General features: G+C 50.0%; 38 protein-coding genes. 35 read left to right on the top strand and 3 right to left on the bottom strand.

Annotated features, from left to right (window positions below; all coding sequences use genetic code 11):
* Positions 1-36: 36 nt before the first annotated feature.
* The 15 genes from yihA (at position 37) to BLQ59_RS03005 (ending at position 11,123) form a co-directional block, all read left to right on the top strand.
* Positions 37-660, top strand: coding sequence for a ribosome biogenesis GTP-binding protein YihA/YsxC (yihA, locus tag BLQ59_RS02935; protein WP_074571434.1), 624 nt, complete (start codon positions 37-39; stop codon positions 658-660).
* A gap of 64 nt (positions 661-724) precedes the next feature.
* A complete protein-coding gene (ahbA, locus tag BLQ59_RS02940; RefSeq protein WP_081342421.1) occupies positions 725-1,207 on the top strand; it encodes a siroheme decarboxylase subunit alpha in 483 nt (160 codons plus the stop codon).
* A 12-nt stretch (positions 1,208-1,219) separates the two neighbouring features.
* Positions 1,220-1,711 (top strand): siroheme decarboxylase subunit beta, encoded by a 492-nt coding sequence (gene ahbB / locus BLQ59_RS02945; RefSeq protein ID WP_074571435.1) that lies wholly within the window; start codon positions 1,220-1,222, stop codon positions 1,709-1,711.
* Positions 1,712-1,837: 126 nt separating this feature from the next.
* Positions 1,838-3,022: a pyridoxal phosphate-dependent aminotransferase gene (locus BLQ59_RS02950; protein WP_074571436.1), complete on the top strand. Its 1,185-nt coding sequence runs from the start codon at positions 1,838-1,840 to the stop codon at positions 3,020-3,022.
* A 122-nt stretch (positions 3,023-3,144) separates the two neighbouring features.
* On the top strand, positions 3,145-3,399 hold the full coding sequence (locus tag BLQ59_RS02955) for an IreB family regulatory phosphoprotein (protein ID WP_074571437.1): 255 nt from the start codon (positions 3,145-3,147) through the stop codon (positions 3,397-3,399).
* Positions 3,396-3,812, top strand: coding sequence for a Holliday junction resolvase RuvX (gene ruvX, locus BLQ59_RS02960; protein WP_014424680.1), 417 nt, complete (start codon positions 3,396-3,398; stop codon positions 3,810-3,812). Before BLQ59_RS02955 ends, ruvX begins: the two co-directional genes overlap by 4 nt.
* Before the next feature lie 45 nt (positions 3,813-3,857).
* A complete protein-coding gene (locus BLQ59_RS02965; protein WP_074571438.1) occupies positions 3,858-4,187 on the top strand; it encodes a DUF1292 domain-containing protein in 330 nt (109 codons plus the stop codon).
* Between the two features lie 76 nt (positions 4,188-4,263).
* Entirely contained in the window at positions 4,264-5,397 is a 1,134-nt protein-coding gene (gene mltG / locus BLQ59_RS02970) for an endolytic transglycosylase MltG (RefSeq protein WP_074571439.1), read from the top strand.
* A 59-nt stretch (positions 5,398-5,456) separates the two neighbouring features.
* Positions 5,457-6,050 carry an O-methyltransferase gene (locus tag BLQ59_RS02975; protein WP_081342422.1) on the top strand — a complete coding sequence of 198 codons (594 nt, stop codon included), beginning with the start codon at positions 5,457-5,459 and terminating at the stop codon, positions 6,048-6,050.
* Positions 6,051-7,283 (top strand): peptidase U32 family protein, encoded by a 1,233-nt coding sequence (locus tag BLQ59_RS02980; RefSeq protein ID WP_081342423.1) that lies wholly within the window; start codon positions 6,051-6,053, stop codon positions 7,281-7,283.
* An 81-nt stretch (positions 7,284-7,364) separates the two neighbouring features.
* A complete protein-coding gene (locus BLQ59_RS02985; protein ID WP_074571441.1) occupies positions 7,365-7,646 on the top strand; it encodes an acylphosphatase in 282 nt (93 codons plus the stop codon).
* Positions 7,647-7,657: 11 nt separating this feature from the next.
* Complete coding sequence (gene aroQ / locus BLQ59_RS02990; RefSeq protein WP_074571442.1) at positions 7,658-8,095, top strand: type II 3-dehydroquinate dehydratase; 438 nt, start codon at positions 7,658-7,660, stop codon at positions 8,093-8,095.
* A 134-nt stretch (positions 8,096-8,229) separates the two neighbouring features.
* Entirely contained in the window at positions 8,230-9,309 is a 1,080-nt protein-coding gene (locus BLQ59_RS02995; RefSeq protein ID WP_074571443.1) for a M24 family metallopeptidase, read from the top strand.
* Positions 9,309-10,010, top strand: coding sequence for an SIMPL domain-containing protein (locus BLQ59_RS03000; protein ID WP_074571444.1), 702 nt, complete (start codon positions 9,309-9,311; stop codon positions 10,008-10,010). Before BLQ59_RS02995 ends, BLQ59_RS03000 begins: the two co-directional genes overlap by 1 nt.
* A 138-nt stretch (positions 10,011-10,148) precedes the next feature.
* Positions 10,149-11,123 (top strand): hypothetical protein, encoded by a 975-nt coding sequence (locus BLQ59_RS03005; protein WP_074571445.1) that lies wholly within the window; start codon positions 10,149-10,151, stop codon positions 11,121-11,123.
* Between the two features lie 169 nt (positions 11,124-11,292).
* Here the strand turns inward: BLQ59_RS03005 and BLQ59_RS03010 are convergent, their stop codons facing one another.
* Entirely contained in the window at positions 11,293-12,498 is a 1,206-nt protein-coding gene (locus BLQ59_RS03010; protein WP_074571446.1) for a site-specific integrase, read from the bottom strand.
* Between the two features lie 248 nt (positions 12,499-12,746).
* On the opposite strand from BLQ59_RS03010, the gene BLQ59_RS03015 reads away from it, so the two are divergent.
* The gene (locus BLQ59_RS03015) at positions 12,747-13,529 is read left to right on the top strand and encodes a phage antirepressor (protein ID WP_074571447.1); all 783 of its coding nucleotides are present in this window, start codon (positions 12,747-12,749) and stop codon (positions 13,527-13,529) included.
* A 182-nt stretch (positions 13,530-13,711) separates the two neighbouring features.
* On the opposite strand, the gene BLQ59_RS03020 is transcribed toward BLQ59_RS03015, so the two are convergent.
* A complete protein-coding gene (locus BLQ59_RS03020; protein WP_074571448.1) occupies positions 13,712-14,200 on the bottom strand; it encodes a helix-turn-helix domain-containing protein in 489 nt (162 codons plus the stop codon).
* 209 nt (positions 14,201-14,409) lie between these two features.
* Here BLQ59_RS03020 and BLQ59_RS03025 point away from each other — a divergent pair, with 209 nt between their 5' ends.
* On the top strand, positions 14,410-14,598 hold the full coding sequence (locus tag BLQ59_RS03025; protein ID WP_074571449.1) for a hypothetical protein: 189 nt from the start codon (positions 14,410-14,412) through the stop codon (positions 14,596-14,598).
* 1 nt (position 14,599) lies between these two features.
* Here the strand turns inward: BLQ59_RS03025 and BLQ59_RS03030 are convergent, their stop codons facing one another.
* Complete coding sequence (locus BLQ59_RS03030) at positions 14,600-14,800, bottom strand: hypothetical protein (RefSeq protein WP_074571450.1); 201 nt, start codon at positions 14,798-14,800, stop codon at positions 14,600-14,602.
* Positions 14,801-14,887: 87 nt separating this feature from the next.
* Between BLQ59_RS03030 and BLQ59_RS15895 the strand changes: the two genes are divergently transcribed.
* From BLQ59_RS15895 to BLQ59_RS15695, 18 genes are all read left to right on the top strand, one after another.
* Positions 14,888-15,058 (top strand): hypothetical protein, encoded by a 171-nt coding sequence (locus tag BLQ59_RS15895; protein WP_176756701.1) that lies wholly within the window; start codon positions 14,888-14,890, stop codon positions 15,056-15,058.
* A 13-nt stretch (positions 15,059-15,071) separates the two neighbouring features.
* On the top strand, positions 15,072-15,371 hold the full coding sequence (locus BLQ59_RS03035; RefSeq protein ID WP_074571451.1) for a helix-turn-helix domain-containing protein: 300 nt from the start codon (positions 15,072-15,074) through the stop codon (positions 15,369-15,371).
* A 501-nt stretch (positions 15,372-15,872) separates the two neighbouring features.
* The gene (locus BLQ59_RS03040) at positions 15,873-16,490 is read left to right on the top strand and encodes a rolling circle replication-associated protein (protein ID WP_143005263.1); all 618 of its coding nucleotides are present in this window, start codon (positions 15,873-15,875) and stop codon (positions 16,488-16,490) included.
* A gap of 42 nt (positions 16,491-16,532) precedes the next feature.
* Positions 16,533-16,784: a hypothetical protein gene (locus BLQ59_RS15690; protein WP_143005264.1), complete on the top strand. Its 252-nt coding sequence runs from the start codon at positions 16,533-16,535 to the stop codon at positions 16,782-16,784.
* Positions 16,785-16,800: 16 nt separating this feature from the next.
* The gene (locus BLQ59_RS03045) at positions 16,801-17,361 is read left to right on the top strand and encodes a Holliday junction resolvase RecU (RefSeq protein WP_074571514.1); all 561 of its coding nucleotides are present in this window, start codon (positions 16,801-16,803) and stop codon (positions 17,359-17,361) included.
* 35 nt (positions 17,362-17,396) lie between these two features.
* Positions 17,397-18,164: a ParA family protein gene (locus BLQ59_RS03050; protein WP_074571453.1), complete on the top strand. Its 768-nt coding sequence runs from the start codon at positions 17,397-17,399 to the stop codon at positions 18,162-18,164.
* Between the two features lie 3 nt (positions 18,165-18,167).
* Positions 18,168-19,676 carry a ParB/RepB/Spo0J family partition protein gene (locus tag BLQ59_RS03055; protein WP_074571454.1) on the top strand — a complete coding sequence of 503 codons (1,509 nt, stop codon included), beginning with the start codon at positions 18,168-18,170 and terminating at the stop codon, positions 19,674-19,676.
* Between the two features lie 61 nt (positions 19,677-19,737).
* Complete coding sequence (locus BLQ59_RS03060; RefSeq protein ID WP_074571455.1) at positions 19,738-20,349, top strand: DUF5651 domain-containing protein; 612 nt, start codon at positions 19,738-19,740, stop codon at positions 20,347-20,349.
* Between the two features lie 310 nt (positions 20,350-20,659).
* Entirely contained in the window at positions 20,660-21,034 is a 375-nt protein-coding gene (locus BLQ59_RS03070) for an FmdB family zinc ribbon protein (protein ID WP_074571457.1), read from the top strand.
* Positions 21,027-21,830 carry a hypothetical protein gene (locus tag BLQ59_RS03075; protein ID WP_074571458.1) on the top strand — a complete coding sequence of 268 codons (804 nt, stop codon included), beginning with the start codon at positions 21,027-21,029 and terminating at the stop codon, positions 21,828-21,830. Before BLQ59_RS03070 ends, BLQ59_RS03075 begins: the two co-directional genes overlap by 8 nt.
* Entirely contained in the window at positions 21,823-22,035 is a 213-nt protein-coding gene (locus BLQ59_RS03080; RefSeq protein WP_074571459.1) for a hypothetical protein, read from the top strand. Before BLQ59_RS03075 ends, BLQ59_RS03080 begins: the two co-directional genes overlap by 8 nt.
* 2 nt (positions 22,036-22,037) lie before the next feature.
* Positions 22,038-22,256: a hypothetical protein gene (locus tag BLQ59_RS03085; RefSeq protein WP_074571460.1), complete on the top strand. Its 219-nt coding sequence runs from the start codon at positions 22,038-22,040 to the stop codon at positions 22,254-22,256.
* On the top strand, positions 22,249-22,407 hold the full coding sequence (locus BLQ59_RS15900; protein ID WP_176756702.1) for a hypothetical protein: 159 nt from the start codon (positions 22,249-22,251) through the stop codon (positions 22,405-22,407). Before BLQ59_RS03085 ends, BLQ59_RS15900 begins: the two co-directional genes overlap by 8 nt.
* Positions 22,400-22,603, top strand: a complete 204-nt coding sequence (locus BLQ59_RS03090; RefSeq protein WP_074571461.1) for a hypothetical protein — start codon at positions 22,400-22,402, stop codon at positions 22,601-22,603. The genes BLQ59_RS15900 and BLQ59_RS03090 overlap by 8 nt, the downstream gene beginning before the upstream one ends.
* 82 nt (positions 22,604-22,685) lie before the next feature.
* On the top strand, positions 22,686-22,841 hold the full coding sequence (locus BLQ59_RS15905; protein WP_176756703.1) for a hypothetical protein: 156 nt from the start codon (positions 22,686-22,688) through the stop codon (positions 22,839-22,841).
* Positions 22,828-23,106, top strand: a complete 279-nt coding sequence (locus tag BLQ59_RS03095; protein ID WP_143005265.1) for a hypothetical protein — start codon at positions 22,828-22,830, stop codon at positions 23,104-23,106. Before BLQ59_RS15905 ends, BLQ59_RS03095 begins: the two co-directional genes overlap by 14 nt.
* Positions 23,107-23,442: 336 nt before the next feature.
* Entirely contained in the window at positions 23,443-23,733 is a 291-nt protein-coding gene (locus BLQ59_RS03105; protein WP_074571464.1) for a dATP/dGTP diphosphohydrolase domain-containing protein, read from the top strand.
* Entirely contained in the window at positions 23,717-23,905 is a 189-nt protein-coding gene (locus BLQ59_RS15695) for a hypothetical protein (protein ID WP_143005266.1), read from the top strand. Before BLQ59_RS03105 ends, BLQ59_RS15695 begins: the two co-directional genes overlap by 17 nt.
* Positions 23,906-24,125: the final 220 nt, after the last annotated feature.

The following is a 24,125-nucleotide window of genomic DNA, read 5'->3' on the forward strand; positions in this document are numbered from 1 at the left end:
CCTGAGGGGAAGGCTTTTACAAAGGAGATGAAATAATTGAAAGATAGAGTAATCATCACCCAGGGACAGTATGTGGCTTCTGCCGTCAAAAAGGACCAGTACCCTGAGGCAGATCTGCCGGAAATCGTCTTTATCGGCCGTTCCAATGTGGGAAAATCCTCGCTGATCAACTCCCTGACGCGCGTCAATAACCTGGCCCGCGTATCGTCACAGCCCGGCAAGACGCAGACCATCAACTTCTTTGAAGTAGGCGTCAAGATTGCGGAGGTAGAGGAACGCAAGGCCTTCTACCTCGTTGATCTGCCCGGTTATGGCTATGCCAAGACTGGCAAGGAGAAGCGTAAGATCTGGTCGAAGTTTATCGAAGAATATCTGCTGAACTCCCCGCGGCTCTCGTTTGTCTGCCAGCTGATTGACAGCCGCCATGAGCCCATGGCTTCGGATGTGGAGATGTTCAACTGGCTCGTGGACAACGGCATTCCTGTGCTGATCATCGCCACTAAGGTGGATAAGATCGGCAAGAACGAGCGGGCCAAGAATATTGCGGCCATCAAGCGCAAACTGGGCATCAAGGAGATTTCCGTGCTGCCGTATTCCTCGTTAAAAAATGAAGGCCGTTCAGATTTACTTGACGTTATCGGTGATTCTTTGTTAGAATAAAGACAGAGAAATATGAATCGGATTCATATTACGCAGAAATCATGTGTATTGCGGACGAATCACGATGACGACAGGGAGAGGGATTATGATGATGGCTTTGACGGATTTCGATAAATCCTTATTGAATCTGCTGCAGGGAAGCCTGCCCGTATGCAGCCGGCCTTTTGCTAAGCTGGCAGAGGAACTGGGCACTGATGAGCAGACCGTGCTGACAAGGGTGCAGGAACTGAAGAAAGAAGGCTACCTGCGGCGTATCGGTACGTTCTTTGATTCCAATAACTTGGGTTATAAGGGAACCTTGGTCGCACTCAAGGTCAACCCTGCGAAGATGCAGACGGTAGCCGAGGCCATCAATCACTATCCCGGCGCTACCCATAATTACGAGCGGGAAGGCCGCTATAATCTGTGGTTCACCCTGCTGACGCCGAATCTCGAAACAGAGGCAAAGATTCTCAGCGAAGTCCAGTCCTTGAATGGAGTGGAGGATATGCTGAATCTCAAGGCCAATAAGAAATACAAGATCAATGTGCAGTTCAAACTGCATTAAGGGGGCGGGAATATGGCAGCAGAAGTTTTGGAAGAAATCAGTGAATTAGATAAACGTATTGTCCGTGCCCTGCAGGGCGATTTTCCGCTGGTAGCTGAACCTTACAAGACACTGGCCGAACAGGTCGGTGTCAGCGAAGAGACATTCCTGGAGCGCGTGCAGGCTATGCGGGACAGCAGGAAAATCCGCAAGATGGGCGCTGTCCTGCGCCATCGGGAAGTCGGTTTTACGGCCAATGTGCTGGTAGCTTGGGAAGTTCCCGCAGACAGGCTGGATACGATAGCGCAGCAGATGGCCGCCAGTCCGTCCGTGTCCCATTGTTATGACCGCAATACGGCGCCAGATTGGCCTTATAATCTTTACACGATGGTGCATGGCCATAGCCGTGAGGAATGTGAGCATGTCGTGGCAGAACTTGGCGAGGCCTGTCAGGTCAGCAAGCATGTGATGCTGTATTCCCGCCGCGAATGGAAGAAAACGGCCATGAAGTATTTTATGGAATAAGAAAAAGGTTCAAGGGTAGATCTTATCCTTGAACCTTTTTACTTTATTTTACCCGCTGAATGTGTTAATATGTAAACAGTGTTTCGTCAACAAAAACAAATTTCACTTATAAGCGAGGTAATCCATATGGTCAACAACAAAATGTATGAACTTGGCACGAAGAAATCCACGATTCGGACAATCTTTGAATTTGGCCGCAAGCGGGCTGCTGAAGTCGGGGAGGAGAATGTCTATGACTTCAGCCTGGGCAATCCCAACGTGCCCACGCCGGATTTTATCAAGGAAGCCGCTGTGGATATACTGACAAATATGGAGCCAGCAGCCATTCATGGCTATACGGTAGCACCGGGCAATCCGCAGGTGCGGGAGAAACTGGCGGAGAGCATCAACAGCCGCTTTGGTGTGAACATCGCTGGCAAGAACCTGTTTCTGACCGCTGGGGCAGCTGCCTCCATCACGATTTGCTTCAAGGCCTTGTCCCAGCCGGAGGATGAATATATTACCTTTGCGCCGTTCTTCCCCGAATACCGTGCTTTCGTGGAATCTGTCGGTGGCAAATTAGTCGTGGTTCCAGCGCAGCCGGAGGACTGGCAGATTGATTTTGAGGCCTTTGAAAAACTGGTGACCAATCATACGAAGGCCGTTATTGTCAATTCCCCGAACAATCCCAGCGGCGCTGTCTATTCCGAGGATACCATAAAGAAACTGGCTGAGATCCTGCGGGTTAAGGAACAGGAATACCGTCACCCCATTTTCATCATTTCGGATGAGCCTTACCGGGAAATTGCGTTTGAAGGTTATACGGTGCCTTATATCCCGAAATACTATGACAATACGCTGGTCTGCTATTCTTACAGTAAATCCTTCTCCCTGCCTGGTGAACGCATTGGCTATATCATGGTGCCGGACAGTGTGGCTGACTTTGGCAAGGTATATGGTGCCATTGCCGGTGCTGCCCGCGTGCTCACACATGTGAATGCACCGTCTTTGTGGCAGTTGGTGATTGGTCGTTGTGCAGATAAGCCTTCGGATATCAGCACTTATGTGAAGAATGGCCAGCTTCTGTATCAGGGGCTCATCGATGCTGGTTTTGAATGCGTCAAACCGCAGGGGGCGTTCTATCTGTTCCCTAAGTGTCTCGAGGAAGACGATTATGCGTTCTGTGAACGGGCAAAGAAATACGATCTGCTGCTGGTTCCGGGTACGGATTTTGGCTGCCCTGGTTATTTCCGTGCCGCATACTGCATCAAGACTGAGACCATTAAAAAATCCCTGCCTTTGTTCAAGAAATTGGCAGCAGAATATAAATAAGCGATTCGGCTCCAACCTGTTGATAGGTTGGAGCCAAACTGTTCTTTTCGCTAAAATCAGTAGGAATTATCGGTGAAATATGGTATCATATATCTTAGCTTAAATTATCAGGGGGGATTCTCATGGTAAGTGAAGAAACTATGATGTTTAAAATGGGCAGCGAGGAAAACAAGGCGGAAACGATTATCCGTCAGGCGACTGCTGCCATGGAAGAGAAGGGCTACAACCCCGTCAATCAGCTGGTCGGGTATCTTCTGTCCGGCGATCCGGCCTATGTGACCAGCTACAAGGAAGCCCGAAGTCTTATCCGCAAGCTGGAACGTGATGAATTGTTGGAGGAACTGGTACGTTCCTATTTGGAGAAACTGAAAAAATGAAGCGATACATGTCCCTGGATATTGGGGATCGGACGGTGGGTATTGCCGTCAGTGATTTATTAGGATTGACCGCGCAGGGTGTTGAAACCATCCGCCGGGGAGAGCTCGAAGCAGATCTTAATCGTCTGGACGAACTGATTGCCCAGTATGAAGTGGATGAACTGGTTTCGGGCTATCCGAAGAATATGAATGGCACGGAAGGCGAGCGCTGTCAGATTGTCAAGGATTTTATGGCCGAGGTCAGCAAGCGCCATCCGGATCTGCCGGTGCATTTCTGGGATGAGCGGCTGTCGACGGTAGCGGCCACCCGCTCCCTGATTGAAGCCGATGTGTCCCGCAAGAAGCGGCGCAAGGTCATCGACAAGATGGCGGCTGTATTTATCCTGCAAGGCTGGCTTGACAGTCTTCATTGAGATAGGATAAAATAAATTATTGATAAAATTCAAGAGGTGAAGAAAATGGCACATAAAGAAGATATGCAGGATGAAGAGGGCGTAGTTGTTGTCATGACTGATGAGGAAGGCAACGAATACTATTACGAGGAAGAGATGATCATTCCCGTAGGCGACGATAAGTATGCACTGCTGATTGGCATCCATAACGATGAAGATGGTCATGACCACTGCGGTTGCGGCTGTGGCTGCGAAGATGAGGAAGAAGATGTCATCATCGCAAAAATCGTCAAAGGCGAAGATGGCGAAGACGAGTATGTTGAGCCTACCGATGAGGAATTCGAGGCGGTACAGAAAGCCTACGATGCTCTGGTTGAGGAATCCGAACAGGAGTAAATAGGTTGAAGCTGCCATTCAGTTTACGGATGGCAGTTTTTTAATTGGCAAAAAGATATGACGGGGAGATGTTGGTGTGGGGGATTTGCTTTCCAAGATAGGAGAGTTCAAGGACAAACTGGGTAAATGGCTGAGTGGTGAGGATGTGTCACTGGGAAACATCCATGATGGGCTCAAAGGCAGCAAGTCATGGATCAAATCCCTGACCTGGAAACATTGGGCGGCGGCTGCCATTTCGTTTATGCTGGTGATTGCCCTGATGACGGCGGCTTTTTTAGGCATGGATGATAAAGCTGCCCCAAAGGATCTGGATCCCAATCAGACGATTTTCGTATCGGTGAAACAGGGCATGAGCGCCAGCGATATTGGCGATGAATTGGTCAAGCATGGTGTCATTACCAATAAGAAGACCTTTTGGCTGAAGGTCAAGAAAAGTGATGCGGCCGACAAGTTCAAGTCCGGGACCTATGCATTCAAGCCTAATACGCCGCCGGAGGAAATCATCGCCAAACTGGTAGCCGGGGAAACAACCCAGGTGAAGTTCACCATTCCGGAAGGTTTTGGCGTCAAGGAAATCGCCAAGCGGCTCAGCGATGAAGGTCTGGTCGATGAGGATGAGTTCCTGCGCAAGGCCAAGGATTTTGCACCCTATAGCTATATCAAGCGGGATAAGGACATCCGTTATGCTTGCGAGGGATTCCTGTTTCCCGATACTTATTTGCTCCATGAAGATCCGTCTGTCGATGGCATCCTGAAGATGATGGCTGAGGATATGGATAACCGCTTGACGCCGAAAATGCGGCAGCGGGCGGCAGAGCTCAATCTGTCCATCCATGAACTGATCACGATGGCTTCGTTGGTGGAAAAAGAAGCCATGTATGCTGAGGACCGGCCCATTATCGCGCAGGTATTCTTCAAACGTCTGCAGATTGGTATGCCCCTGCAGACGGACACAACGATTCAGTATCTCCTTGATGCACCCAAAGAAGATGTGAGCATCAAGGACACGAAGATTGAATCCCCTTATAATACCTATCAGATAAAGGGACTGCCCCCAGGGCCAGTGGCCAGCCCGGGCATGGCGGCTATCGAAGCCGTGCTTTACCCGGCTGATACGGACTATCTCTATTTCGTAGCAGACCGTCAGGGACATAATCATTATTCAAAGACGTACGCAGAACACCAAAAAATAGTAGATGAAGTAAGATAAGCCTTCCCCTTGAGGGGAAGGTGTCAGTCCTTGGACTGACAGATGAGGTGGAAGGATTTTTGGAAACTTTATTACGGGAGATGGAGGACTTCGCCGCCCTTCATCATGTTCCCATCATCAATGAGCGCGGGCGGCAGGCCTTCCTGCAGGTGGTGCAGAAAGCACAGCCGCACCGTGTACTCGAAATCGGCACGGCCATTGGCTATTCCAGTCTCTTGCTGGCCATGAATGGTGCCGAGGATATTGCTATCACGACATTGGAGCTGAGTGACGAACGAATCAGGACGGCACAAGGCTATATTGACCGGTCAGCTTATGCTGACCGGATTCGCATTATCGGCGGTGATGCGGCAGAAAATCTGACCAAACTCCAGTTGACCGGTCAAAAATTTGACTTTGTCTTCATTGACGCGGCCAAAGGTCAGTATGTGGACTATTTCCACAAGATACAGCCCATGCTGACGGATAACGCCACGATACTGGCGGACAATGTCCTGTTTCGGGGCTATGTCAAGGGCGATGTGCCCACGCCGCGGCGCTTCAAGACGATTGTCAAACGGCTGCGGGAATATATCGGGTTGGTCAGCCAGCCGCCCTATGTAACGGAAATATTGGAAAACGGCGATGGTCTCGCCGTAACGAGGAGAGTTTGAATGTTGAAGAAACCTGAACTCCTTGCGCCGGCAGGGAATCTGGAAAAGATGAAGATGGCGGTGCTCTATGGTGCCGATGCGGTTTATCTGGGCGGCAAGGCCTTTGGCTTGCGGGCCTTTGGCGGCAATTTCACCTATGAGGAACTGAAGGAAGCCGTGGATTTTGCCCATGTCCGCGGCAAGAAAGTCTATGTGACGGTCAATATCTTCCCGCATAACGGCGATATTGGGAAACTGCCGGATTATCTGCGTTATCTGCAGGAAATCCAGGTGGATGCCCTGCTCGTAGCGGATTTGGGCGTGTTTACCATGTGCCGCAAGCTGATTCCGGATATGGAACTCCATATCAGCACGCAGGCCAATAACACCAACTGGGCGACAGTCAATGCCTGGAAGGACCTCGGTGCCAAGCGCGTGGTGCTGGCGCGGGAAATGAGTCTCAATGAGATTCGCGAGATTCGCGAAAAATGCGATGTAGACCTGGAAATGTTCATGCATGGGGCCATGTGCATATCTTATTCGGGGCGCTGCCTGCTGTCCAATTACTTCACAGGCCGTGACTCCAACCGGGGCAGTTGTGCCCAGTCCTGCCGCTGGAAGTATGCGCTCGTGGAAGAAACGAGACCGGGCAAGTATTTCCCGATTGAGGAGGACGAGCGGGGCACCTATATCATGAACTCCAAAGATATGTGCCTGATGCCGCATATCCAGGACGTGATTGAAAGCGGCGTGGACAGTCTCAAGATTGAAGGCCGCATGAAGAGCGTGCACTATGCCGCCAGCGTGACCAAGGCTTACCGTCTGGCCATCGACAGCTACTTTGCCGATCCGGAGCATTTCACGGTCCAGCAGGAATGGATGGACGAACTCGAAAAGGTTTCCCATCGGGCGTACACAACAGGTTTCTACTACCATCAGCCGGATGCGGATGATCAGATCTACGGCAAGACTTCTTATGACCAGACCTCAGATTTCGTGGGGCTCGTGCGTTCCTATGATCCGGCAACGGGGTATGCGGTGGTCGAACAGCGCAACAATATGAAAGTGGGCCAGGAAATCGAAGTATTCCAGCCCACGGGGCCGCTCTACCGGCAGAAGATTACCTCGATGATTGACAACGAGACCAATGAGGAAATCTCTGTGGCCCCGCACCCCCAGCAGATTATCCGCATGAAGATGGAACAGCCGGTGGAAGAATACACGATTTTGCGGCGGGATATTGTAAATAAATAGGCTTTTGTTTACAAATGTTGATGGAAATAGTACAATATAAGCTGTAATTTGTAATATCGCATTTTGAGGAGGGTAATTATCATGGCAGATTTGGTTCGTTATTTTGGCACGGCAACAGGCAGAGTGCAGGGCGTGGGTTTCCGCATGTTTGTGCAGCAGAATGCTTTGGAACTGGGCATCACGGGCTGGGTGAAGAATATGGACGATGGCACGGTGACCATGGAAGTGCAGGGCACCCAGGAGGCCATTGACCGGCTCGAAGCCATTATCCGCGAGGGCAATTACTTTATCAAGGTGCAGAGCTTCGGGCTGGAAGTCCGGGATGTGATTGCCATGGAACGGCGTTTTGACATTCGTTACTGAGGAGGCTGTGCATGCGCAAGGTTTTGGTTTTAAATGGTCCGAATCTCAATCTGCTGGGCACCCGTGAGCCGGAGATTTACGGCAGCACTACGCTAAAGGACATTGAGGAAATGCTGCAGAAACGGGGCAAAGAAGCTGGCATTGAGGTGGATTGCTTCCAGTCCAATCATGAGGGTGTGCTCGTGGATAAGATCCAGGCGGCCCGGGGTGTGTATGATTACATCATCTTCAATGCGGCGGCGTTTACGCATTACAGCATAGCCCTGCGGGATGCGATTGCGGCGGTGGAAGTGCCTCTGATTGAGGTGCATATCTCCAATATCCATAAGCGGGAGGAGTTCCGGCATAATTCAGTGTTGGCGCCTGTGGCGATGGGGCAGATATGCGGACTTGGGGTTGAGAGCTACCTGGCAGCTCTCGAGGCCATTATTTACAAGTTAAAAAGCTAAATGTACTTTTCTTTGGTGCAAAGAAAAGTACCAAAAGAAACTGCGACCTGAAATCCCATCCGGGGATTTACGGTCGCGAGCGCCCGTCCTTGGGCGCTAGGATTTGCAGTATTTTTATAGGAGTTGACCCAGTTATGAAAGACAGTCGGTTACAGGCATTGCGTGCTTTGCTAAATGAAAAAGGTTTGGATGCAGTTATCATTACGAAATATGTGAATTTGCATTATTTCAGCGGGTTCCGTGGTGATGATACTACATTGGTAATTGGCAAGAATGATGCGATGCTGATTACGGACAGCCGGTATACGGAGCAGGCTGGGCAGCAGGCGCCGTTGTTTGAGATTGTGGAGCAGAAGGATGGTCTGCTCTCTAAGACGGCGGAGTGCGTGAAGAAGATTGGCGCGAAGAAGGTCGGGTTTGAGGGCAATGCCCTGATCTATGACTATTATGAAAAGCTCGGTGAGCTTTTGGATGGCTGTGAGTTCAAGACGCCGCTCAAGCTGGATACCCTGCGCCAGATTAAGGATGCGGAGGAGATTGCCAATATCCGTAAGGCCTGTGAGATTGTGGATATTGCCTTTGCCGATATGCTGACCTATATCCGTCCGGGCATGACGGAGGTGCAGGCAGCGGCGCATCTGGAAAACTGCATGCGGGAGAATGGTTCGGAAGGGCCGTCCTTCACGACCATCATGGCTTCCGGCGTGCGTGGCAGTCTGCCGCATGGTATCGCTACGGACAAGGTCATCAATGAGGGCGAATTCCTGACCATGGACTTCGGTGCGTTCTTTGGCGGCTATGCTTCGGATATCACGCGTACCATCTGCATCGGCAAGGCCGATGAGAAACAGCGCAAGATCTACAAGGCCGTACTGGAATCCCAGCTGCTGGGCCTCAATAAGATCAAGCCGGGCGTGTCCGGCAAGTCCGTCCATGAAGCGGTGCGGGCTAATCTGGAAAAATACGACCTTGCGCAGTATTTCGGTCATGGCCTGGGCCATAGCTTAGGTCTGGAAATCCATGAGGAACCGCGCCTGTCACCGAAGAGCACCTGTGAGGCTCTGCAGCCAGGCATGCTTGTGACGGATGAACCGGGTGTATATCTGCCGGGCTGGGGCGGTCTGCGTATCGAAGATACGGTTTTGGTGACGGAAACAGGCTGCGAGCCTTTGACCAAAGCACCGAAGGAACTGATTGAGGTAGGTGTGCGCTGATGAAGATTTTTCGTTTGCTGACCGCAGCTATGTTGGTCGTGGCGCTTTGCTCTGCTACCGCTTTGGCTGCCGAGGAATTGCCGGTCCTGTCGGTGGATGGCCGGGGAAGCGCGTCGATTGCGCCGGATCAGGCGGTCCTGGTTGTGGGCGTTACATCCCATGCTCATAGTGCCAATCAGGCGCAGGCAGAAAATGCCCAAAAGTCAGCCGCTATCGTGCAGGCGTTGAAGCAGTTGGGCGTTGCCGGTAATGATATTAAAAGCCAGAATTTTTCCTTCCGCCCGGACTATCGGACCGATGAAAAGCACCGCAATGAGATAACGGGCTATACGGCGAATCATGCGTTGCAGATCAAGGTCCGGGATATTGCCAAGGCAGGGAAAATCGTGGATGCTGCCCTGCAGGCAGGTGCTAATGAGGTGAACTCCCTGCGCTTTTCCGTCAGCAACCAGGAACAGGTGCGGCGGGAGGCTTTGAATAAGGCCATTGCCGATGCCCGCAGCAAGGCGAATATCATCGCCAGCGGCTTAGGGCGGCAGATTGTCGGCATCAAGACCGTGGCGGAAAGCACCGGTTATATCGAGGCTCGTTCTTATAACGGGGATATGTTGATGGCTTCCAAAGCCGCGGCAACGAACATCGAACCGGGCATGATTTCCCTAGATGCAAATGTGCATATTGAGTATCTTTTAAGCAAGTGATTTTTTATCAGCCTCTTTCGTGACCAATATCAATGGCCAGAGAAGGGGCTGTTTTCTGTTTATCACGAATAATTTTATGCCGGCGGCAGGAAAAATGCGGGCGAGGAGAGAAATTTCGCAGGTATGGGAGGTGGCTTTATGTGGAATTTTAAATGGTGCAAACGTGTGGGCCTGGTGCTGGCAATCGGCGGTGCGTTCTTCTTCGGTGGCAGTCGGGCGGGGGCTGAGCCGTCCATGGACGGCATGACGGCTTTCCGGGAAGCTTATATGGCCGTGTCGGCCAAGGAAGATAACCGGATATTTCTCGAAAATATCAACTTCCTTGGACCGACTTTTCATGCCGATATGGATTTCCAGGGACAAGTATTAGATAACGGATTTCTGCGCATGGCAGGGAAAATCAATTGGGGCTTTACCGCTAAAGACATGAATAAGGATAATACGGTACAGATGGAGATTCCCTTTTATGTTGAGCACGAGAAAGACAGTCTGGTTCTCTATGGACAGTATGAGCAGAAATGGTACAGGCTGGCAGTACCGGGGATTCCTGCAGAACTGACGAAATCTTTGAAGTCCACCAATGTGCAGGATTTGACGGAAGCCATGACGGTGGTGAAAGCGGTGACCATCCTCAAAGAAGATGAGAAACAACGGAGTATGAACATCCTGCTGGATGGAGCGAAAGTCGCAGATTTGCTGGTGAAATACAGCAAAGATGACAGGCTCAAGACCACCCCACAGGAAGAGAAAGAGCAGCAGGAAATCATGCAGCGTCTGTCTGCGGTATTGAAGCAGAAAGATGTGCCGATAAGCTGGACCGTAGACAAGGAAAACTGGCGTACGGTGACCGTCGGGATGGATTTCACCGATATCATGCGGAGCTATGCCCAGAGCATGCTGAAGGATGCGGCGGAAGGCAGGACTTCGGTGAAGGACGATGACCGGGAATTCCTGGAGGCGTTAGGCTATTACAGCGAATTGCATGCTTATACGACCTATATGGGCGTAGAGAAAAAGAGCCTGACCGTTCCGGAGGAAGTGCGCAAAACTGCCACGGATGTGAATTTCTTTGCCGGTCTGCAACCGGAAGTAGCTTCGTCTGTAACGAAATAAAGAATTCAGGGCTTGCGAAAAAATTAGCGCAAGCCCTTTTAATTATGGGCGGTTTTGTGCTAAAATAGGAACCCATTGCCGCAAGCCTTGAAAATAAAGGGCTGACGGGAATGGTGGACACGTTTTGACAACGCTTTGACAACATAGCCCAAATGCCCGCTGTTTTTGTCTATTGGTAGCGAACTATACTTTTCTCGATGATGTTCACGGTAGCCTGTTTCATGGCTTCGGTATCGTGGGCGTAAAGCTTATTGACCATCGTTGCATCGTGATGACCAAGGCGGGCGGCTATATCGGTCGGCAGTGCTCCATAGGCTGCCAATTCCGTGGTGTGGGTATGACGGAAACTGTGAGCATTCAGGCCGTATCTCCGCAGCACCCGTGATAAAGCCGGATACTTGATGAAAAGCCCTGTCTGGTCGGTGCATACCAGGTCTTTATATACGGCACCTGCAGGGCAATCCTCGGAAACAGGCAAGGAGAATGCCTGCCGATCCTTATCTTCATAGATGAGCTGATAGGCTTCACCACGTTTCATGCGGGCGGCTCCTTGTGCCATTTTCCACTTCTTCAATTCGCTGACCAGTTTACTGTCGATGTAAAAATCGCGATAGCTGGATTCAGTCTTTGGTGATTCAAAGAAGTATACTTGTACCTCACGACAGTTTTGGAGTTGCTGGCGGATGCGGATGGATTTTTTATCCAGGTCAATATCCTGCCATTCAAGACCGAGTATTTCGCCGATCCTCGCGCCGGTATGGTAAGCCAGTAGCACCGGTATGCGGTATTTGTGCCCTACAGGAAAATCATTCAGTAGAGATGCAAGCTGATCCGGCGTGATAATGGTGCGCTTGGTTACTCTGCGCGGGGCTGTTCGTGGCAGTTTGATAGCCAGGGAAGGATTAGAACTGATAAGCTCTGCAGGATAGATAGCGTAGTTCAGTGCTGCAGACAGTATCCCTTTTGTGATGGAAAGCGTTCCTCTGGAAAGCCCTCTTTTGGCCAGCTTGGTAATCCATTGGTCAATGTACAAGGGACGCAGCTCCTGAATAGCTATACTGCCAATATGGGGAATGATGCGAGCGTCGATAGCAATCTTGTAATTGATGTAGGTGTTGCGTTTGACGTTTGGCCGGATGGCGTTTTCCAGCCAGCTATGAAGGAAGTCGGCAAGTGTAATCTTTTCGGACACAATGCCGATATTGCCATGCTTCCATGCGACATATGCTTCCATGCCTGCTTCCTCGGCATCGGCTTCGGTAAGGAAACCGCCCTTGGATACCTGCTTGCGCTTGCCATCAACGATACCAGCTTCAAAAGAGTAGTACCATTTTTCTCCGCGTTTGCGGGTTCGGATTGTTGGTGATTTTTTCATGATGTGCCTCCTCGTTTTCAGAAGGCAAAACCGTGTTGTTGACAAGTGGATATATGATGAACGTCTGAGGGTGCAGCCCCAGACGGAACATCCAAAAATTTTTTGATTGTGGGACAAGGCTCGCGGAAAGCTATATTATGATTATAGGCTGTTCTCCACAAGCCGTCCGGTTTGTTGGTGTTACATGAGGAAGTCACTCGCTCTGGTGGGCGGGTGGCTTTTGCTATACGGAGAAAGTGAGGTTAACCATGAACGAGATTAAAATCTGGAATTTTGAAGACAGTGCTGTGCGCACATTGACCATCGGCAAAGAGGTATTCTTTGTGGGCAAGGATGTGGCTGAAATTCTCGGCTACACCAATCCGCGCAAAGCTATTGCTGACCATGTGGATGTTGAAGATAAGGGGGTAACGAAATGTGACACCCTTGGAGGTATGCAGGATTTGACCGTAATCAATGAAAGCGGTCTGTACAGTCTTATCCTTGGCAGTAAACTTCCTGCCGCCAAGCGTTTCAAACGCTGGGTGACTTCGGATGTATTGCCGTCCATCCACAAGCACGGCTTATATGCCATGGACGAAATACTGGAAAATCCCGATATTGCCATCAATGCCCTCATGGCACTTAAAGCCGAGAGGGAGAAGGCGAAAGCGCTGGAAAACACGGTGGCCGTTCAGAACCAGCAGATTGCGGAGCTTCGCCCCAAGGCAAGCTATTATGATGTTGTCTTGAACTGCAAAGACCTCGTTCCCATCAGCACCATTGCCAAGGATTATGGATGGAGCGCCAAGCATATGAACGCATATCTCCATGATCGTGGCATCCAGTACCGGCAGGGAGATATTTGGCTGCTGTATCAGAAATATGCCGAGCGTGGCTACACCAGCACCAAAACCCACACATATCCGGGCAACGATGGCGAAATCCATTCCAGGGTGCATACTTATTGGACACAACAAGGAAGACTATTTCTCTATGGCACATTGAAGGCAGATAATATCTTGCCAGTCATAGAGCGGGAAATCGCATGATACTAATCTCATTCAGATATTTTTGGTTGGAGTCACTCGCTGGCGGGCGGGTGACTTTTTTCGTTTACATAAGGTAATACCGCTCTCCACGATGTGAGGGCGGTATTTTTGGCGAAGCTATTTCAGATGATGAAAAGGCAATATAGTGGCTGGGCCGTTTGCGACTGCAGACGGCTCTTTTTTTATGCCTCGTTTTCGGAGTCGGAAAAGGAAGAGGCTTCGGCATCCTCCTCTTCGGCTGCCAGTCCTTCATCCACGAGATGATGATACTTGGCGGCTTTGGCTTCGGCCTGCCTGCCACGTTCCATGGCAGCGGCGATGTTTCGCAGGTAGCCCATGATATTGCCTCGTTCTGCTTCGGACAGGCTCAGCAGGTATTTTGCTACTTCCTGTTCCTGGGCAGTCAACTTGTATTCACGGGCGAACTCTGCAAATATGCCCGGCTCGCCAGATATAAACATTTCGCCTTCGCCATCCACCAGCCATTCACGCCGAACACGAAATTTTTGGCAGATAAGAGAGACGTTTTGTTCGGTGACTGTATTGCCTTCCTGCTCGATGTAACTAACACCACCTTGCTTTAGGCTGATGGCCTTTCCAAATTCGGCCTGGCTCAAACCTTTGGCTTTGCGAATAGCCTTGACTCTGGCGTTAATTGAAATTTTTTCCATAAAATTTTTCACCTCCTTATGGCTATTATATACTAGCGACTTGTAAAAAACAAGCAGAAAAGTATTGACATATACAAGTGACTAGTATAGAATAAAGAAAAATAACAAGTGACTTGTAAAAATACTAGTCACTTTTGCGTACTTGCCTTAACAGGCAAGTATAGCACTATTCTTAGAATAGTGGCGAAGCCGAGAGAGGGGGCGGGGGAGTGAAGCCGATTGAGGAACTGGATGAATACGAAGAACAGGTCATTGCATTTTTAGAAGCACAGGCTTTGACTTTGGGCGAAGCCTTGACTGTGCTGGGGCGTGCCAGGGAACATCTGAAAAATAAAGGACTTAACGCAATGCAAGAATTAAAACTTGAAAGCGTTAAGCCCTACGGGAAACTTAGATGAATCAGGGAGCGCCGTGACTGCTGTCGTAAATCTCATGAAGCTCTCCAATAATTAGATAGAGCTCATGCATTCGTTGCTTGTTGGATAAGGTCTTAAAGTCATCACGAGCAACAAGAATCTGCAAAGCCAAAGCACTTAAACTGTCACGCAAGGCAAGGCTTACAGATGGCAAAGAATGAGATTCGTCATCGTAGTCAATCATGGTAATCACCTCCTTCCAGTAAGGAGGTTCGACGGCGGGCGAATGAATCCTGCCGAATAGTGGCGATGCGGAAAGGAGGTGGCAAGTATGTATAAGAGTACGGAAGATGCTTTGATGGAAGCTTTGAAAAATGAGCGGGCTCGCAATCAGACGATGGAAATCATCAATCAGATCAGAGCGATGGGCGGAGTTCCTGTCATCCTGAGACTGGCAGGAGCAATCCTTTCCGTTCCACCGGCCAAGACGGAAACCGCATAAGGAGGTGAATCGGATGGATGAAGTTTTGCAAAAGCTCATTGCCGATGCCGTCAAGCAGGCCATCACGCCCCTCGTGCAGGAGGTGCATGAATTAAAAGCCCAGCTGGCGGCGGCAGACAAAGAAGAGCAGGCAGTAGACGACAGCATCCTCACAGTAGGGGAAGCAGCAGAGATACTGAAGTGCTCTAAAGCATCGATTGGCAAGTGGATGAACGAAGGGGATTTGAAATTCTTCACTCCCCCAGGACAATCAAAGAGAAAAACCAGGCGCAACTGGGTGGAGGAATTCATCCAGAAGCGCATGGCAATCTAAGCAAAAACAGGCAAAACCGTGGAAATATTCTGTTAATAGGTCGTGTGGCGACATGGAAAATGGCAATAAAAAAGCGCCCGTGGGTGCGGGCGCTAGGCTTGGGGCTAACGGAGAATTAACCTTAGCTATATTATACCACAGGCCATGCTGATAATCCATCAAGCAAATAAATATTGCCCAAAAAATGTGAAGCGGTGAAACACCGTTTGACACACTTGATTAAGGAATTAATAAACCGACAAAAAGAGTGCATGGATATGCATAAAATAAGGATTTCAAGGATAAGCAAGAGACGGAGAATTAGCTATGGCTTACATGGAGAAAAAGTGGGTATCTCACGACAAAAGATTCATCATAGTGGACAAGTACCACTCGCTGAGAGCTATGCCTAAGAAAGGAAAGCTGGTAAGAGAGAGAAGAAGCCCCAGAGTGGGACATACCACAGAGCAGCAGGAGAAGATAAACCTGAGACATAGGACAGATAAGCTGTGTAGGTTAATCATGGATAACTTCCAAGCTGGAGATTGGTGGGTGTCCTTCACACTGGCAGAGAAGGTGGAGCTGAAGAAGTTCAAGGCGGAATATGAGAAGATGATCCGCAGCCTGAGAACGTTCTACCAAAAACATGGGATGGATTTGAAGTATATAGCCGTCCATGAGAATTTGGCCGGGAGGGGGCGACTGCATGGACACATTCTTCTGCCGGCACTTCCAGGCGTACAGTTTGCGAAAATGAAGCAGGCGATGAATGCGGCATGGAAGTTAGGCAATACCTACTTCAAGCCATACGAGGGAACCACAATGGATGCTAGGCGTGTGGCGGCGTATATGACCAAGGAAGACGTCATAACCACCACGCTCAATGAGAAAATGCGCATCAAAAAAGAAGGTGGTGATGCCAAAGGGCTGGATGCAGATATCGAGGCTCAGCGTAGCCGCATCTGCACGAGCAAGAACCTCATCCGCACGAAACCGGAAAAGAAGCTGGTGCCCAGAGGAACGTTCCGAAAGGAAATCAAGGCACCCAAAGGCTACCATGTAGTGCTTCCATTGTCTTTCAAGGGAAAGACGGAAGATGATTTTGACTACCAACACGCCGTTTTTGAGCGTGATGGATAGAGAATAATCCACAAGGTTATCCACAAAAAAGGGGGCTGAATTGTGACTAAGTATTATTGCCGGGGAAACGTATGCAAGACTAAGAAAAATAAGCGGCAGATATGCTGCTATGACTGTCTCAATGCTTCATGGTGCAGTGATATGGGAGAATGGTCGCGGTGTATGCCGTGGACGTGTGGCAAGTCAGTCAAGGTAACAGATTATTATTTCCGGCGCTATGCAAAGTATGGAGCAGGAGAGCGGACTTTCCTCATCCGGAAATGCATCGGCAGAAAGCTGGAAGGAGAGAAGTGATTAGATGCAGTTCGGTATGAGCCGAAGCAATATAAGCAGGGTAAACAATAGCCAGGGGCGCATCATGGAAGACATGATCATGGGCGCGGCAAGGATGTATGAGCGGGATGGCAGATTGGTGCTCCACAAGGAGAGCGAGCCGTTCCGTGTAGTGAAGAATATCAACCGGGCAAGGGGAAGGGCAGAAGTCCAATTTACCGCCAAGGCACAGCCTGATTTCATTGGCTGCCTGAAAGGCGGGCGGATGATAGCCATTGAAGCCAAATACACCCAGAAAGAGCGAATCAAGCAGGATGCAGTGACCGAAACACAGGCCGCAATGCTCGAAAAATATCACAAGGCAGGGGCGGCATCATTCGTATGCTGTGGAATAGGCACAGGCTTTGATTTGCGCTATTTCCTTGTGCCTTGGGCCGTGTGGCGGGGCATGAAGGAAGCCTATGGCCATAAATACGCCACGGCGGATGAACTGGCCAGCTATGAAGTGAAGGCTGACATGGTTATCCACTTCATGGATTACCTGAGTCCGGAGACCAGCAGGAAGGAAAACAGCCCATTTAACCTGCTGACTATATAAACATGAACACCAACAACCTAAGGAGGAATAAGACGATGAAAGTTTTAACCATTGCAAATCTCAAAGGCGGCGTAGGCAAGACCATTACCACCATCAACACCAGCTATATCCTGACGACGGATTGCGGGAAACGGGTGCTGCTGGTAGACAATGACCAGCAGGGCAACTGCTCCCAGTTCTTCGGCGTGTACGGCTATGACAAGCCAAGTATGACCGATGTCATGAAACGCAGAGTGACGGCGGAAGAAGTCATTCTGCACACCGAATATGAGGGGCTGGATATCATCCCTGCCAATCTCTCCCTTGCGGAAGCAGAAAAGGCCGTGCTCATGGATAGCGTGACACCTCAGCAGGTACGGCTCAGAGAAGTCCTGAGACAGGTCAAGGATGATTATGATTATGTGCTGATAGATAATGCTCCAAGCCTGGGCATGTGCGTAATCAATTCACTTGCCACCAGCGATTATCTGATTATCCCGGCAAAGGTCGATAAGTTCACGTTTGATGGCATCGATTGCCTGCTGGATCAGATGAATACCGTCAAGGAATACTTCAATCCGCAGTTGCAGGTACTGGGTACGCTCATCACGAGTTATCGCCGCAATGATACCAATCAGCAGGGCGCTGAATGGCTGAAACAGGCCGAAAAGTACAAAGCCTTTGATACCTTCATCCGCTGGACGGATAAGGTAGATGAGTCCACCTTCACGGCTGAGCCGATTATGGTTCATTCTCCACGCTGTGGGGCGGCCAAGGACTACAAAGCATTTGTGGCAGAACTGCTGAAAATGGTGGAGGGATAAGCAATGGCAGGATTTAACCTGATGGGCCTGATGAACCAGGCAAGCAAAACGGCAGATGGAGCACCAAAATATGAGCTCAGAAAGCTAAATATCAATGAGCTCTATCCTGATCCGGAAAATCAGAAGGTGTACAGTGTCGAGAACATTGAAGAACTGGCTGACGCTATCGAGATTGCGGGCGGTGTGCTCCACAATCTCGTGGTGCGGGCGGCTGACGAGACAGGCAAGTACATGATCATCAGCGGGGAACGCCGCTGGACGGCCTGCAAACTGCTAGTGAACGAAAAACGCATGCAGCAGTTCGCTGAGGTCAACTGCCTTATCGAGAATGAGCACGATGAAGATATGCTGGACTTGCTCCTGATGCTGACCAATAGCACGGCACGCCAGCTATCCGATGCTGAGAAGATGCGGCAGGCGGAACGCATGACAGACATCCTCAATCGTATGAAAGAGCAGAACGGACTGGAAGGCCGTGTGCGGGACATCGTAGGAAAGATGCTCCAGATGTCTTCAGGCAAGCTGGCAAGATATCACGCCATAGCCAAGAACCTGCAGAATGAGGATTTAAAGCAGGCGTTCCAGGATGGCCGTCTCAAAGTTACAGTGGCCTATGAAGCCAGCCAGCTATCCGAGGAAGGCCAACAGAAAGTGGCTGACCAGCTCAATGCTGAGGGCGGCATATCCCTGAACCATGTGACCATCGTCAAACATGAAGAAAGGGAAGACGAACCGGGATGGGCGGAACGCATGGAAAAGATTGAAGCCCATCGCCAGCAGGACGCACTGAATAAGATTTGGCAGAAAGCTGAAAAATACGGCTATGATGCGCTGACGCCATGCGAAAACTGCCATCTGGCCACGGCCTGCATGAAATGCTGTGAGTCCTGCCGGGAAGTCAATGAGGAATGTGGCGTGGCTCAAGGGTGCCATCGTAAGCTGGCAGCTAATTATGGAAAATGGGAACTGGTAGAGACCGAAGAGAACGGAGACGAAACATACAAGACTGGCAGGGGCGGTTACAAAAGCTATCTGAATTTCGTTGTGACGGCCACTGTGAGCAAAGATATGGCTGGAAGGTATTGTGGTACCTATTGTGTGGAACAACAGGGCAGAGAGAGGAAATGGGAATATCTCAGCGGTACTTACGATACCAAAGACGATGTCTTGCGGGCGGCGGCCATGGAAGTGGCCAAGACGGGCACGTCTAAAGCTATCCCGCTAAAGGATAACGGCTATATCGATGAAATCCCGGTGGCGGCAGTCGCTGCAGATGAGGAAATGCGGGAACGCCAGCGGGAAGAAGCTGCCAGGCAGAAGGAAGCGGATCAGGCAGAAAATGACCTGCAGCTGGAAGCCGCCGAAGAAATGCGCAGCATGTATGAAGCCTGGCTAGAAAAGCTGGAAACCATGGAAGGACCAAAGCGGGCTATCCTGCAGGCAAGAACCAAGAGAGAAATCAAGCGCCTGAGCGATGAAATCACATGGCGCAAGAGCAGAACCTTTAACTAATCCAAAAATCCAAAATTCAGAGTGAGCCGCTCTTAAGCGGGCGGCTATAGGGGGAATCAAATTGAATAGCTATCTTTCCAAGGCTGAGAAGGCCAACATGACAAGACTCATGCTGCTGGTGGAGCTGATGGGGCGCGTCGTGGAAGACTATGAAAAGGTCGGCAATGCAGATGCAGAATTCATGCGTAGCTTGCGCACTTGCAAGACGTGGGGCTATAAAGCCATCAAGCGCCGTTATGATTTTCTGGAAGAAGATGCTGCCAAGGACTTCACTCGCCACTTATCCCACATGGATATCATATTCATCCCGAATGATAAGGCCGCAAAATACTATGAGCGCGTCAAGACGATGAGCAGCAGCCTTTGCCTCACTGGCGAAGACTTCGAAAAGCTTTATTCCGGTTTTATCCCGAAGACCTGCGGGAAGTGCCATAAGAAAGCATGGAAGAAATGCCTGATCCGTGAAGTGTTTCGCAAATACGGAGTGGAAACCGTCAACAACAACGCCAAGAATTGCCCATACAGCTATCTGGAAGCGGGCATCAATTTGGAAGCCTGGGCAAAGGCGTGGGCTGAAGAAAATGGCCTGAAATATGACAAGGAAAACATGTGGGAGTCAGATGGGGAGGTACATGAAGATGTCGAAGAGCAGGAAACGCAAAACGCTGGCTGATCTATTCGCCAGGGAAGCTGAGTTGCTGGCTATGATGAACGGAACCGGACAACGGCCACGATATCTGAAACGCCAGCTGAAGTCCATCCGTATCAAAATCAGAAGGAGCATACAAGAAGATGAAAAAAATCGTGGAATTAGGAGACATGTCAACGTTTATGAATATCAAGCCTGTGGTTCCGTATAAAACCACGTGATGAAGTCAATCATCCGGCACATTACCAGACGCCGGGCGGCATCAATTCGCTGAAAAAGGCCGCATGGTATCTGACAGAGCTCATCAAAACGGAAAAGGCAAGGGGGCAGCAGAATGGAGAATGAAACCTACACGAGAACGAAAATCTGCGAATTGTGCGGAGAGGAATTCACGATAACGCAGAAGTTCAGCCGGGCAAAGCGTTGCCCGAAATGTGCCATCGTCATCCGCAATGGCAGAATAGAAGCCTACAAGGAGAAAAAAAGAATTCATAAGAAACATGTCGGCGTGTCCAAGTTGGACACGTTGGCCAGAGAAGCCAAAAGTTATGGCATGAGTTATGGCCAGTACGTCGCGCTGAAGCGGGCGGGCTACAAAATCAGACCGGTGGTAAAGGATAACGGCGTAAACCTTGCCTGGAAAGCATGGAAAGATGAGATATATGGCATCGTGGAAGCCTGCAAAGCGAGGGCGGAACGTCATGCGTAATAAACCGTGGACAAAGGAAGAGGAAGAATTGCTGGAAGACCTGTATGGGCGGGTGTCAATCCCTGGGATTGCCAAAAGGTTGGGCAGGTCGGTAGGCGCGATAAATGTAAGGAAAGCCAGATTAGGGCTGGGCGCGTTCCTCGATAATGGCGATTACATCACACTGGCGCAGCTCCTGCGGGCCGTGAAGGGCAGGGAGTCAGTGGACGGCTATGCAAATATCAGCTGGATAAAGAACCGTGGCCTGCCGGTGCATTACAAACGAGTCGGCCAGTGTTCCTTCAAAGTTGTGAAGCTGGCAGATTTTTGGAAGTGGGCGGAAGCCAACAAAGCATTTCTAGATTTTTCCAAAATGCCAGAGCGGATATTAGGGAAAGAACCTGCCTGGGTAAAGGCGAAGCGGCGGGCGGATGTGCAGAACAACAGCATCCGCAAGCTGACGCCATGGACAAAGGAAGAAGATGCCAGACTGAAAAGCTACATCGAGGAAGGCCAAAAGACAGGCGCTCAGATAGCTAACCTGCTGAACCGCACCTATGGAGCGGTAATCAGAAGGTGCAGGGATTTAGGTATAGCTAATCCGAAGCGCATCAAGCCGCATGATCATAGCTGGACAGCCGAAGAGATGCAAAAGGTGTTCGATGGGGTGCTGAAGGCAATACCATACCCGGTATTGGCCAAAGAAACAGGGTTATCCGAGAAAGCAATCCGCGGATTGATGTATCGGACATATAAGACTGAGAACCAGGACAAGATTAGAGCTATCGCCAAGAAGGAGGCTGGAAAAAGTGAGTAAGATACCGGAAATTGCAGAGATGTTTGGGAAAGAGGTCGGGGAGGTCTTCAAGATCCGTCTCAAGACCGGGGCAATCTGCGAAGCGAAATTCTCCACGAGCAAGGGCCTGTTATATCAGGACAGATTAGGCAGCTGGTCATGGGCAAGACTGGTACTGAATGATTTACTAACGGGCGAGGCAGAGATTATTGAAAAGGTGGCGTAAACATGAGTGGTGTATGTGAAGCAATAACAGCAGGTATCTATGTTATGGGAGACTATGGCGGGATTGCAATCCACTTCAAGCCTGGCGAAAAGTGGGACTTCCAGCAGGACGAAGAACATGAAGACAGACTGGTAGCCTATAAGAACGATGAAATGTCCATCAGCCTGACCGTGCAGAAATTCTATGAGGTTTTCAAGGTAAAGGAGCGCAAAATTGATTAAAGGCAGCAGAAATACCCATAAGCACACGAGAATTTCCCTGACGTGGGGCGAAGAGTACAGCTATTATGAGCGGTACATGCAGCTGAAAAAAGCCCATGATCTCATGGTCAAGCACCATCCGCATAGAAGCAGGAGGCAGGCAGATGTTTGAATTTGATATAAAAGCGTTGCTATGGCTGGCCATCGGGGCGGGCGGCACGCTGATGGCACTGCTGATGTTGAGTCTTTGTTCTGTGGCCGGGAAATGCTCCCGGCTGGAAGAACAGGCAGAAAATCAGCTGAGAGTAAAGAACTGGAACAAAACGCCGGAACGGCTGGCAATGACGGAAAGGAAACGGATGCGCTAGCACCGGCAACGGCAGGCACGGCGGCGGGCGGATTTGGTCAGCCAGTGCCGGATGAAGAAATCCCATTCTAGGGGGCAAGATTATGAATGAGACAGAAAAAGAGTTGCGGAAGCTACTGGATAATATGACCGAAATCCAATGGCGGGTATTACGCCGGGCTAAACGGGGCGATGCTCAAATCATGGCACTGCTGATGCTGGTCGGCAGGCAGAGAGGGTGGGTGCATGATGGCGTATAAGCAGGCAAGGTACATGCACATACCAGAGTCCATGGCCAAGGGTATCCGCAAGTGTCACATGGAAAGCTGTGAGCGGATAGAACGGGGCGAAGAAAAGCCGTCCAAGCTGGCCAACATAACCATGAAGACCAAACATCCTACACGCTATCATCGTGGCATATGCTCCATCTGTGGAGAGTGGTGTGAGATGATAACCAAGGAACATGCACATCGGCATGGCTTTGAAAGTGCAGATGCCATGGCCAGAGCAGGGGTTGTGAAGTAATCGTTAAAATTGAGAGGTCAATCGTTCGAGAATCGTTCGAAATCGTTAGAAAAACGCCGCGAAGCCAGTATTTATGCGGGTGAAATCGTTTGAGAGGTATTCGAACGATTCTGCGAGGTTGGCGGGGATGGAGGAATAGAGATGATTAAAAAGAGTTGCAGAAGGTGCTATGCAGCAATCACAAACGCGGGGCATCCGATGTATGGAGACCCTCATGATTGCACTTTGGGATGTAAAACCGATGGGCATGGACATCCCAAAGAGGAATGCCCCAAACCGAAATCATGGAAACAACTGGAGCGAGCAAAGAGAATAGAAAAGGAGAGGGCTTAAATAATGGACGAGAAGAAAAATCAGGAATTTCCACAGGACAGCGAAAACAATGAATACCGCTATATATCTGCAGCATGGCTGGATGAAATAGCCGTAGGGCTGACGGCTGGGGCTGTGAAGCACCCAGGGGAGACATGGCGGACAATACCCACGGACGAACATCTGGCCAGAGCAATGCGCCACATCAATCTTTATCGCAAGGGTGATAGAAGTGAGCCGCATCTGATTAACGCCAGCATGCGGATGATGATGGCGTTCTGTACAAGCAGGAACGAATATGGAGAAGGAGATTAAGAATACAACGCCGGAAATTGAGCGTTGCGATTTTTGTGGTCAGTTAGTATTTACCGCTGTTGCCTGTCCTTGGACGGGCAGCGCGGTTCACATGTCGCATTGTCCGGAATGCAAATATTTTGAGCCGATGTTTTGGCATTGTCTGTACAGGAAAAATGATGAAAGGAGATAAACCGATGGAAGGTTGTATTTTTGTTCTGATTGGCGTGCTGTTGGGCTATTTATTATACAGAAGCTAGTATTGATATGGCGAGGAATAAAGTCGGGGAAATCAGGTGACATTAATCTCTACGAAGCCAGTAAATATGCGGGCTCAATCGTTTGAGAGGTATTCGAACGATTTGCGAGGTTAGGGAGGAGGGCTGACGATGGAAATGTTTGAACATCCGGTG

The organism is Pseudoselenomonas ruminantium (assembly GCF_900104055.1).
GTDB lineage: Bacteria > Bacillota > Negativicutes > Selenomonadales > Selenomonadaceae > Selenomonas_A > Selenomonas_A ruminantium_C.

What these genes read in the sequence shown, in the direction of transcription:
- ahbA (WP_081342421.1), top strand. Translation starts at nt 725, where the DNA reads ATGACGACAGGGAGAGGGATTATGATGATGGCTTTGACGGATTTCGAT.
- ahbB (WP_074571435.1), top strand. Translation starts at nt 1,220, where the DNA reads ATGGCAGCAGAAGTTTTGGAAGAAATCAGTGAATTAGATAAACGTATT.
- BLQ59_RS02950 (WP_074571436.1), top strand. Translation starts at nt 1,838, where the DNA reads ATGGTCAACAACAAAATGTATGAACTTGGCACGAAGAAATCCACGATT.
- BLQ59_RS02955 (WP_074571437.1), top strand. Translation starts at nt 3,145, where the DNA reads ATGGTAAGTGAAGAAACTATGATGTTTAAAATGGGCAGCGAGGAAAAC.
- ruvX (WP_014424680.1), top strand. Translation starts at nt 3,396, where the DNA reads ATGAAGCGATACATGTCCCTGGATATTGGGGATCGGACGGTGGGTATT.
- BLQ59_RS02965 (WP_074571438.1), top strand. Translation starts at nt 3,858, where the DNA reads ATGGCACATAAAGAAGATATGCAGGATGAAGAGGGCGTAGTTGTTGTC.
- BLQ59_RS02980 (WP_081342423.1), top strand. Translation starts at nt 6,051, where the DNA reads ATGTTGAAGAAACCTGAACTCCTTGCGCCGGCAGGGAATCTGGAAAAG.
- BLQ59_RS02985 (WP_074571441.1), top strand. Translation starts at nt 7,365, where the DNA reads ATGGCAGATTTGGTTCGTTATTTTGGCACGGCAACAGGCAGAGTGCAG.
- aroQ (WP_074571442.1), top strand. Translation starts at nt 7,658, where the DNA reads ATGCGCAAGGTTTTGGTTTTAAATGGTCCGAATCTCAATCTGCTGGGC.
- BLQ59_RS02995 (WP_074571443.1), top strand. Translation starts at nt 8,230, where the DNA reads ATGAAAGACAGTCGGTTACAGGCATTGCGTGCTTTGCTAAATGAAAAA.
- BLQ59_RS03000 (WP_074571444.1), top strand. Translation starts at nt 9,309, where the DNA reads ATGAAGATTTTTCGTTTGCTGACCGCAGCTATGTTGGTCGTGGCGCTT.
- BLQ59_RS03005 (WP_074571445.1), top strand. Translation starts at nt 10,149, where the DNA reads ATGTGGAATTTTAAATGGTGCAAACGTGTGGGCCTGGTGCTGGCAATC.
- BLQ59_RS03010 (WP_074571446.1), bottom strand. Translation starts at nt 12,498, where the DNA reads ATGAAAAAATCACCAACAATCCGAACCCGCAAACGCGGAGAAAAATGG.
- BLQ59_RS03015 (WP_074571447.1), top strand. Translation starts at nt 12,747, where the DNA reads ATGAACGAGATTAAAATCTGGAATTTTGAAGACAGTGCTGTGCGCACA.
- BLQ59_RS03020 (WP_074571448.1), bottom strand. Translation starts at nt 14,200, where the DNA reads ATGGAAAAAATTTCAATTAACGCCAGAGTCAAGGCTATTCGCAAAGCC.
- BLQ59_RS03030 (WP_074571450.1), bottom strand. Translation starts at nt 14,800, where the DNA reads ATGATTGACTACGATGACGAATCTCATTCTTTGCCATCTGTAAGCCTT.
- BLQ59_RS15895 (WP_176756701.1), top strand. Translation starts at nt 14,888, where the DNA reads ATGTATAAGAGTACGGAAGATGCTTTGATGGAAGCTTTGAAAAATGAG.
- BLQ59_RS03035 (WP_074571451.1), top strand. Translation starts at nt 15,072, where the DNA reads ATGGATGAAGTTTTGCAAAAGCTCATTGCCGATGCCGTCAAGCAGGCC.
- BLQ59_RS03040 (WP_143005263.1), top strand. Translation starts at nt 15,873, where the DNA reads ATGGATAACTTCCAAGCTGGAGATTGGTGGGTGTCCTTCACACTGGCA.
- BLQ59_RS03045 (WP_074571514.1), top strand. Translation starts at nt 16,801, where the DNA reads ATGAGCCGAAGCAATATAAGCAGGGTAAACAATAGCCAGGGGCGCATC.
- BLQ59_RS03050 (WP_074571453.1), top strand. Translation starts at nt 17,397, where the DNA reads ATGAAAGTTTTAACCATTGCAAATCTCAAAGGCGGCGTAGGCAAGACC.
- BLQ59_RS03055 (WP_074571454.1), top strand. Translation starts at nt 18,168, where the DNA reads ATGGCAGGATTTAACCTGATGGGCCTGATGAACCAGGCAAGCAAAACG.
- BLQ59_RS03070 (WP_074571457.1), top strand. Translation starts at nt 20,660, where the DNA reads ATGGAGAATGAAACCTACACGAGAACGAAAATCTGCGAATTGTGCGGA.
- BLQ59_RS03075 (WP_074571458.1), top strand. Translation starts at nt 21,027, where the DNA reads ATGCGTAATAAACCGTGGACAAAGGAAGAGGAAGAATTGCTGGAAGAC.
- BLQ59_RS03085 (WP_074571460.1), top strand. Translation starts at nt 22,038, where the DNA reads ATGAGTGGTGTATGTGAAGCAATAACAGCAGGTATCTATGTTATGGGA.
- BLQ59_RS03090 (WP_074571461.1), top strand. Translation starts at nt 22,400, where the DNA reads ATGTTTGAATTTGATATAAAAGCGTTGCTATGGCTGGCCATCGGGGCG.
- BLQ59_RS15905 (WP_176756703.1), top strand. Translation starts at nt 22,686, where the DNA reads ATGAATGAGACAGAAAAAGAGTTGCGGAAGCTACTGGATAATATGACC.
- BLQ59_RS03095 (WP_143005265.1), top strand. Translation starts at nt 22,828, where the DNA reads ATGATGGCGTATAAGCAGGCAAGGTACATGCACATACCAGAGTCCATG.
- BLQ59_RS03105 (WP_074571464.1), top strand. Translation starts at nt 23,443, where the DNA reads ATGGACGAGAAGAAAAATCAGGAATTTCCACAGGACAGCGAAAACAAT.
- BLQ59_RS15695 (WP_143005266.1), top strand. Translation starts at nt 23,717, where the DNA reads ATGGAGAAGGAGATTAAGAATACAACGCCGGAAATTGAGCGTTGCGAT.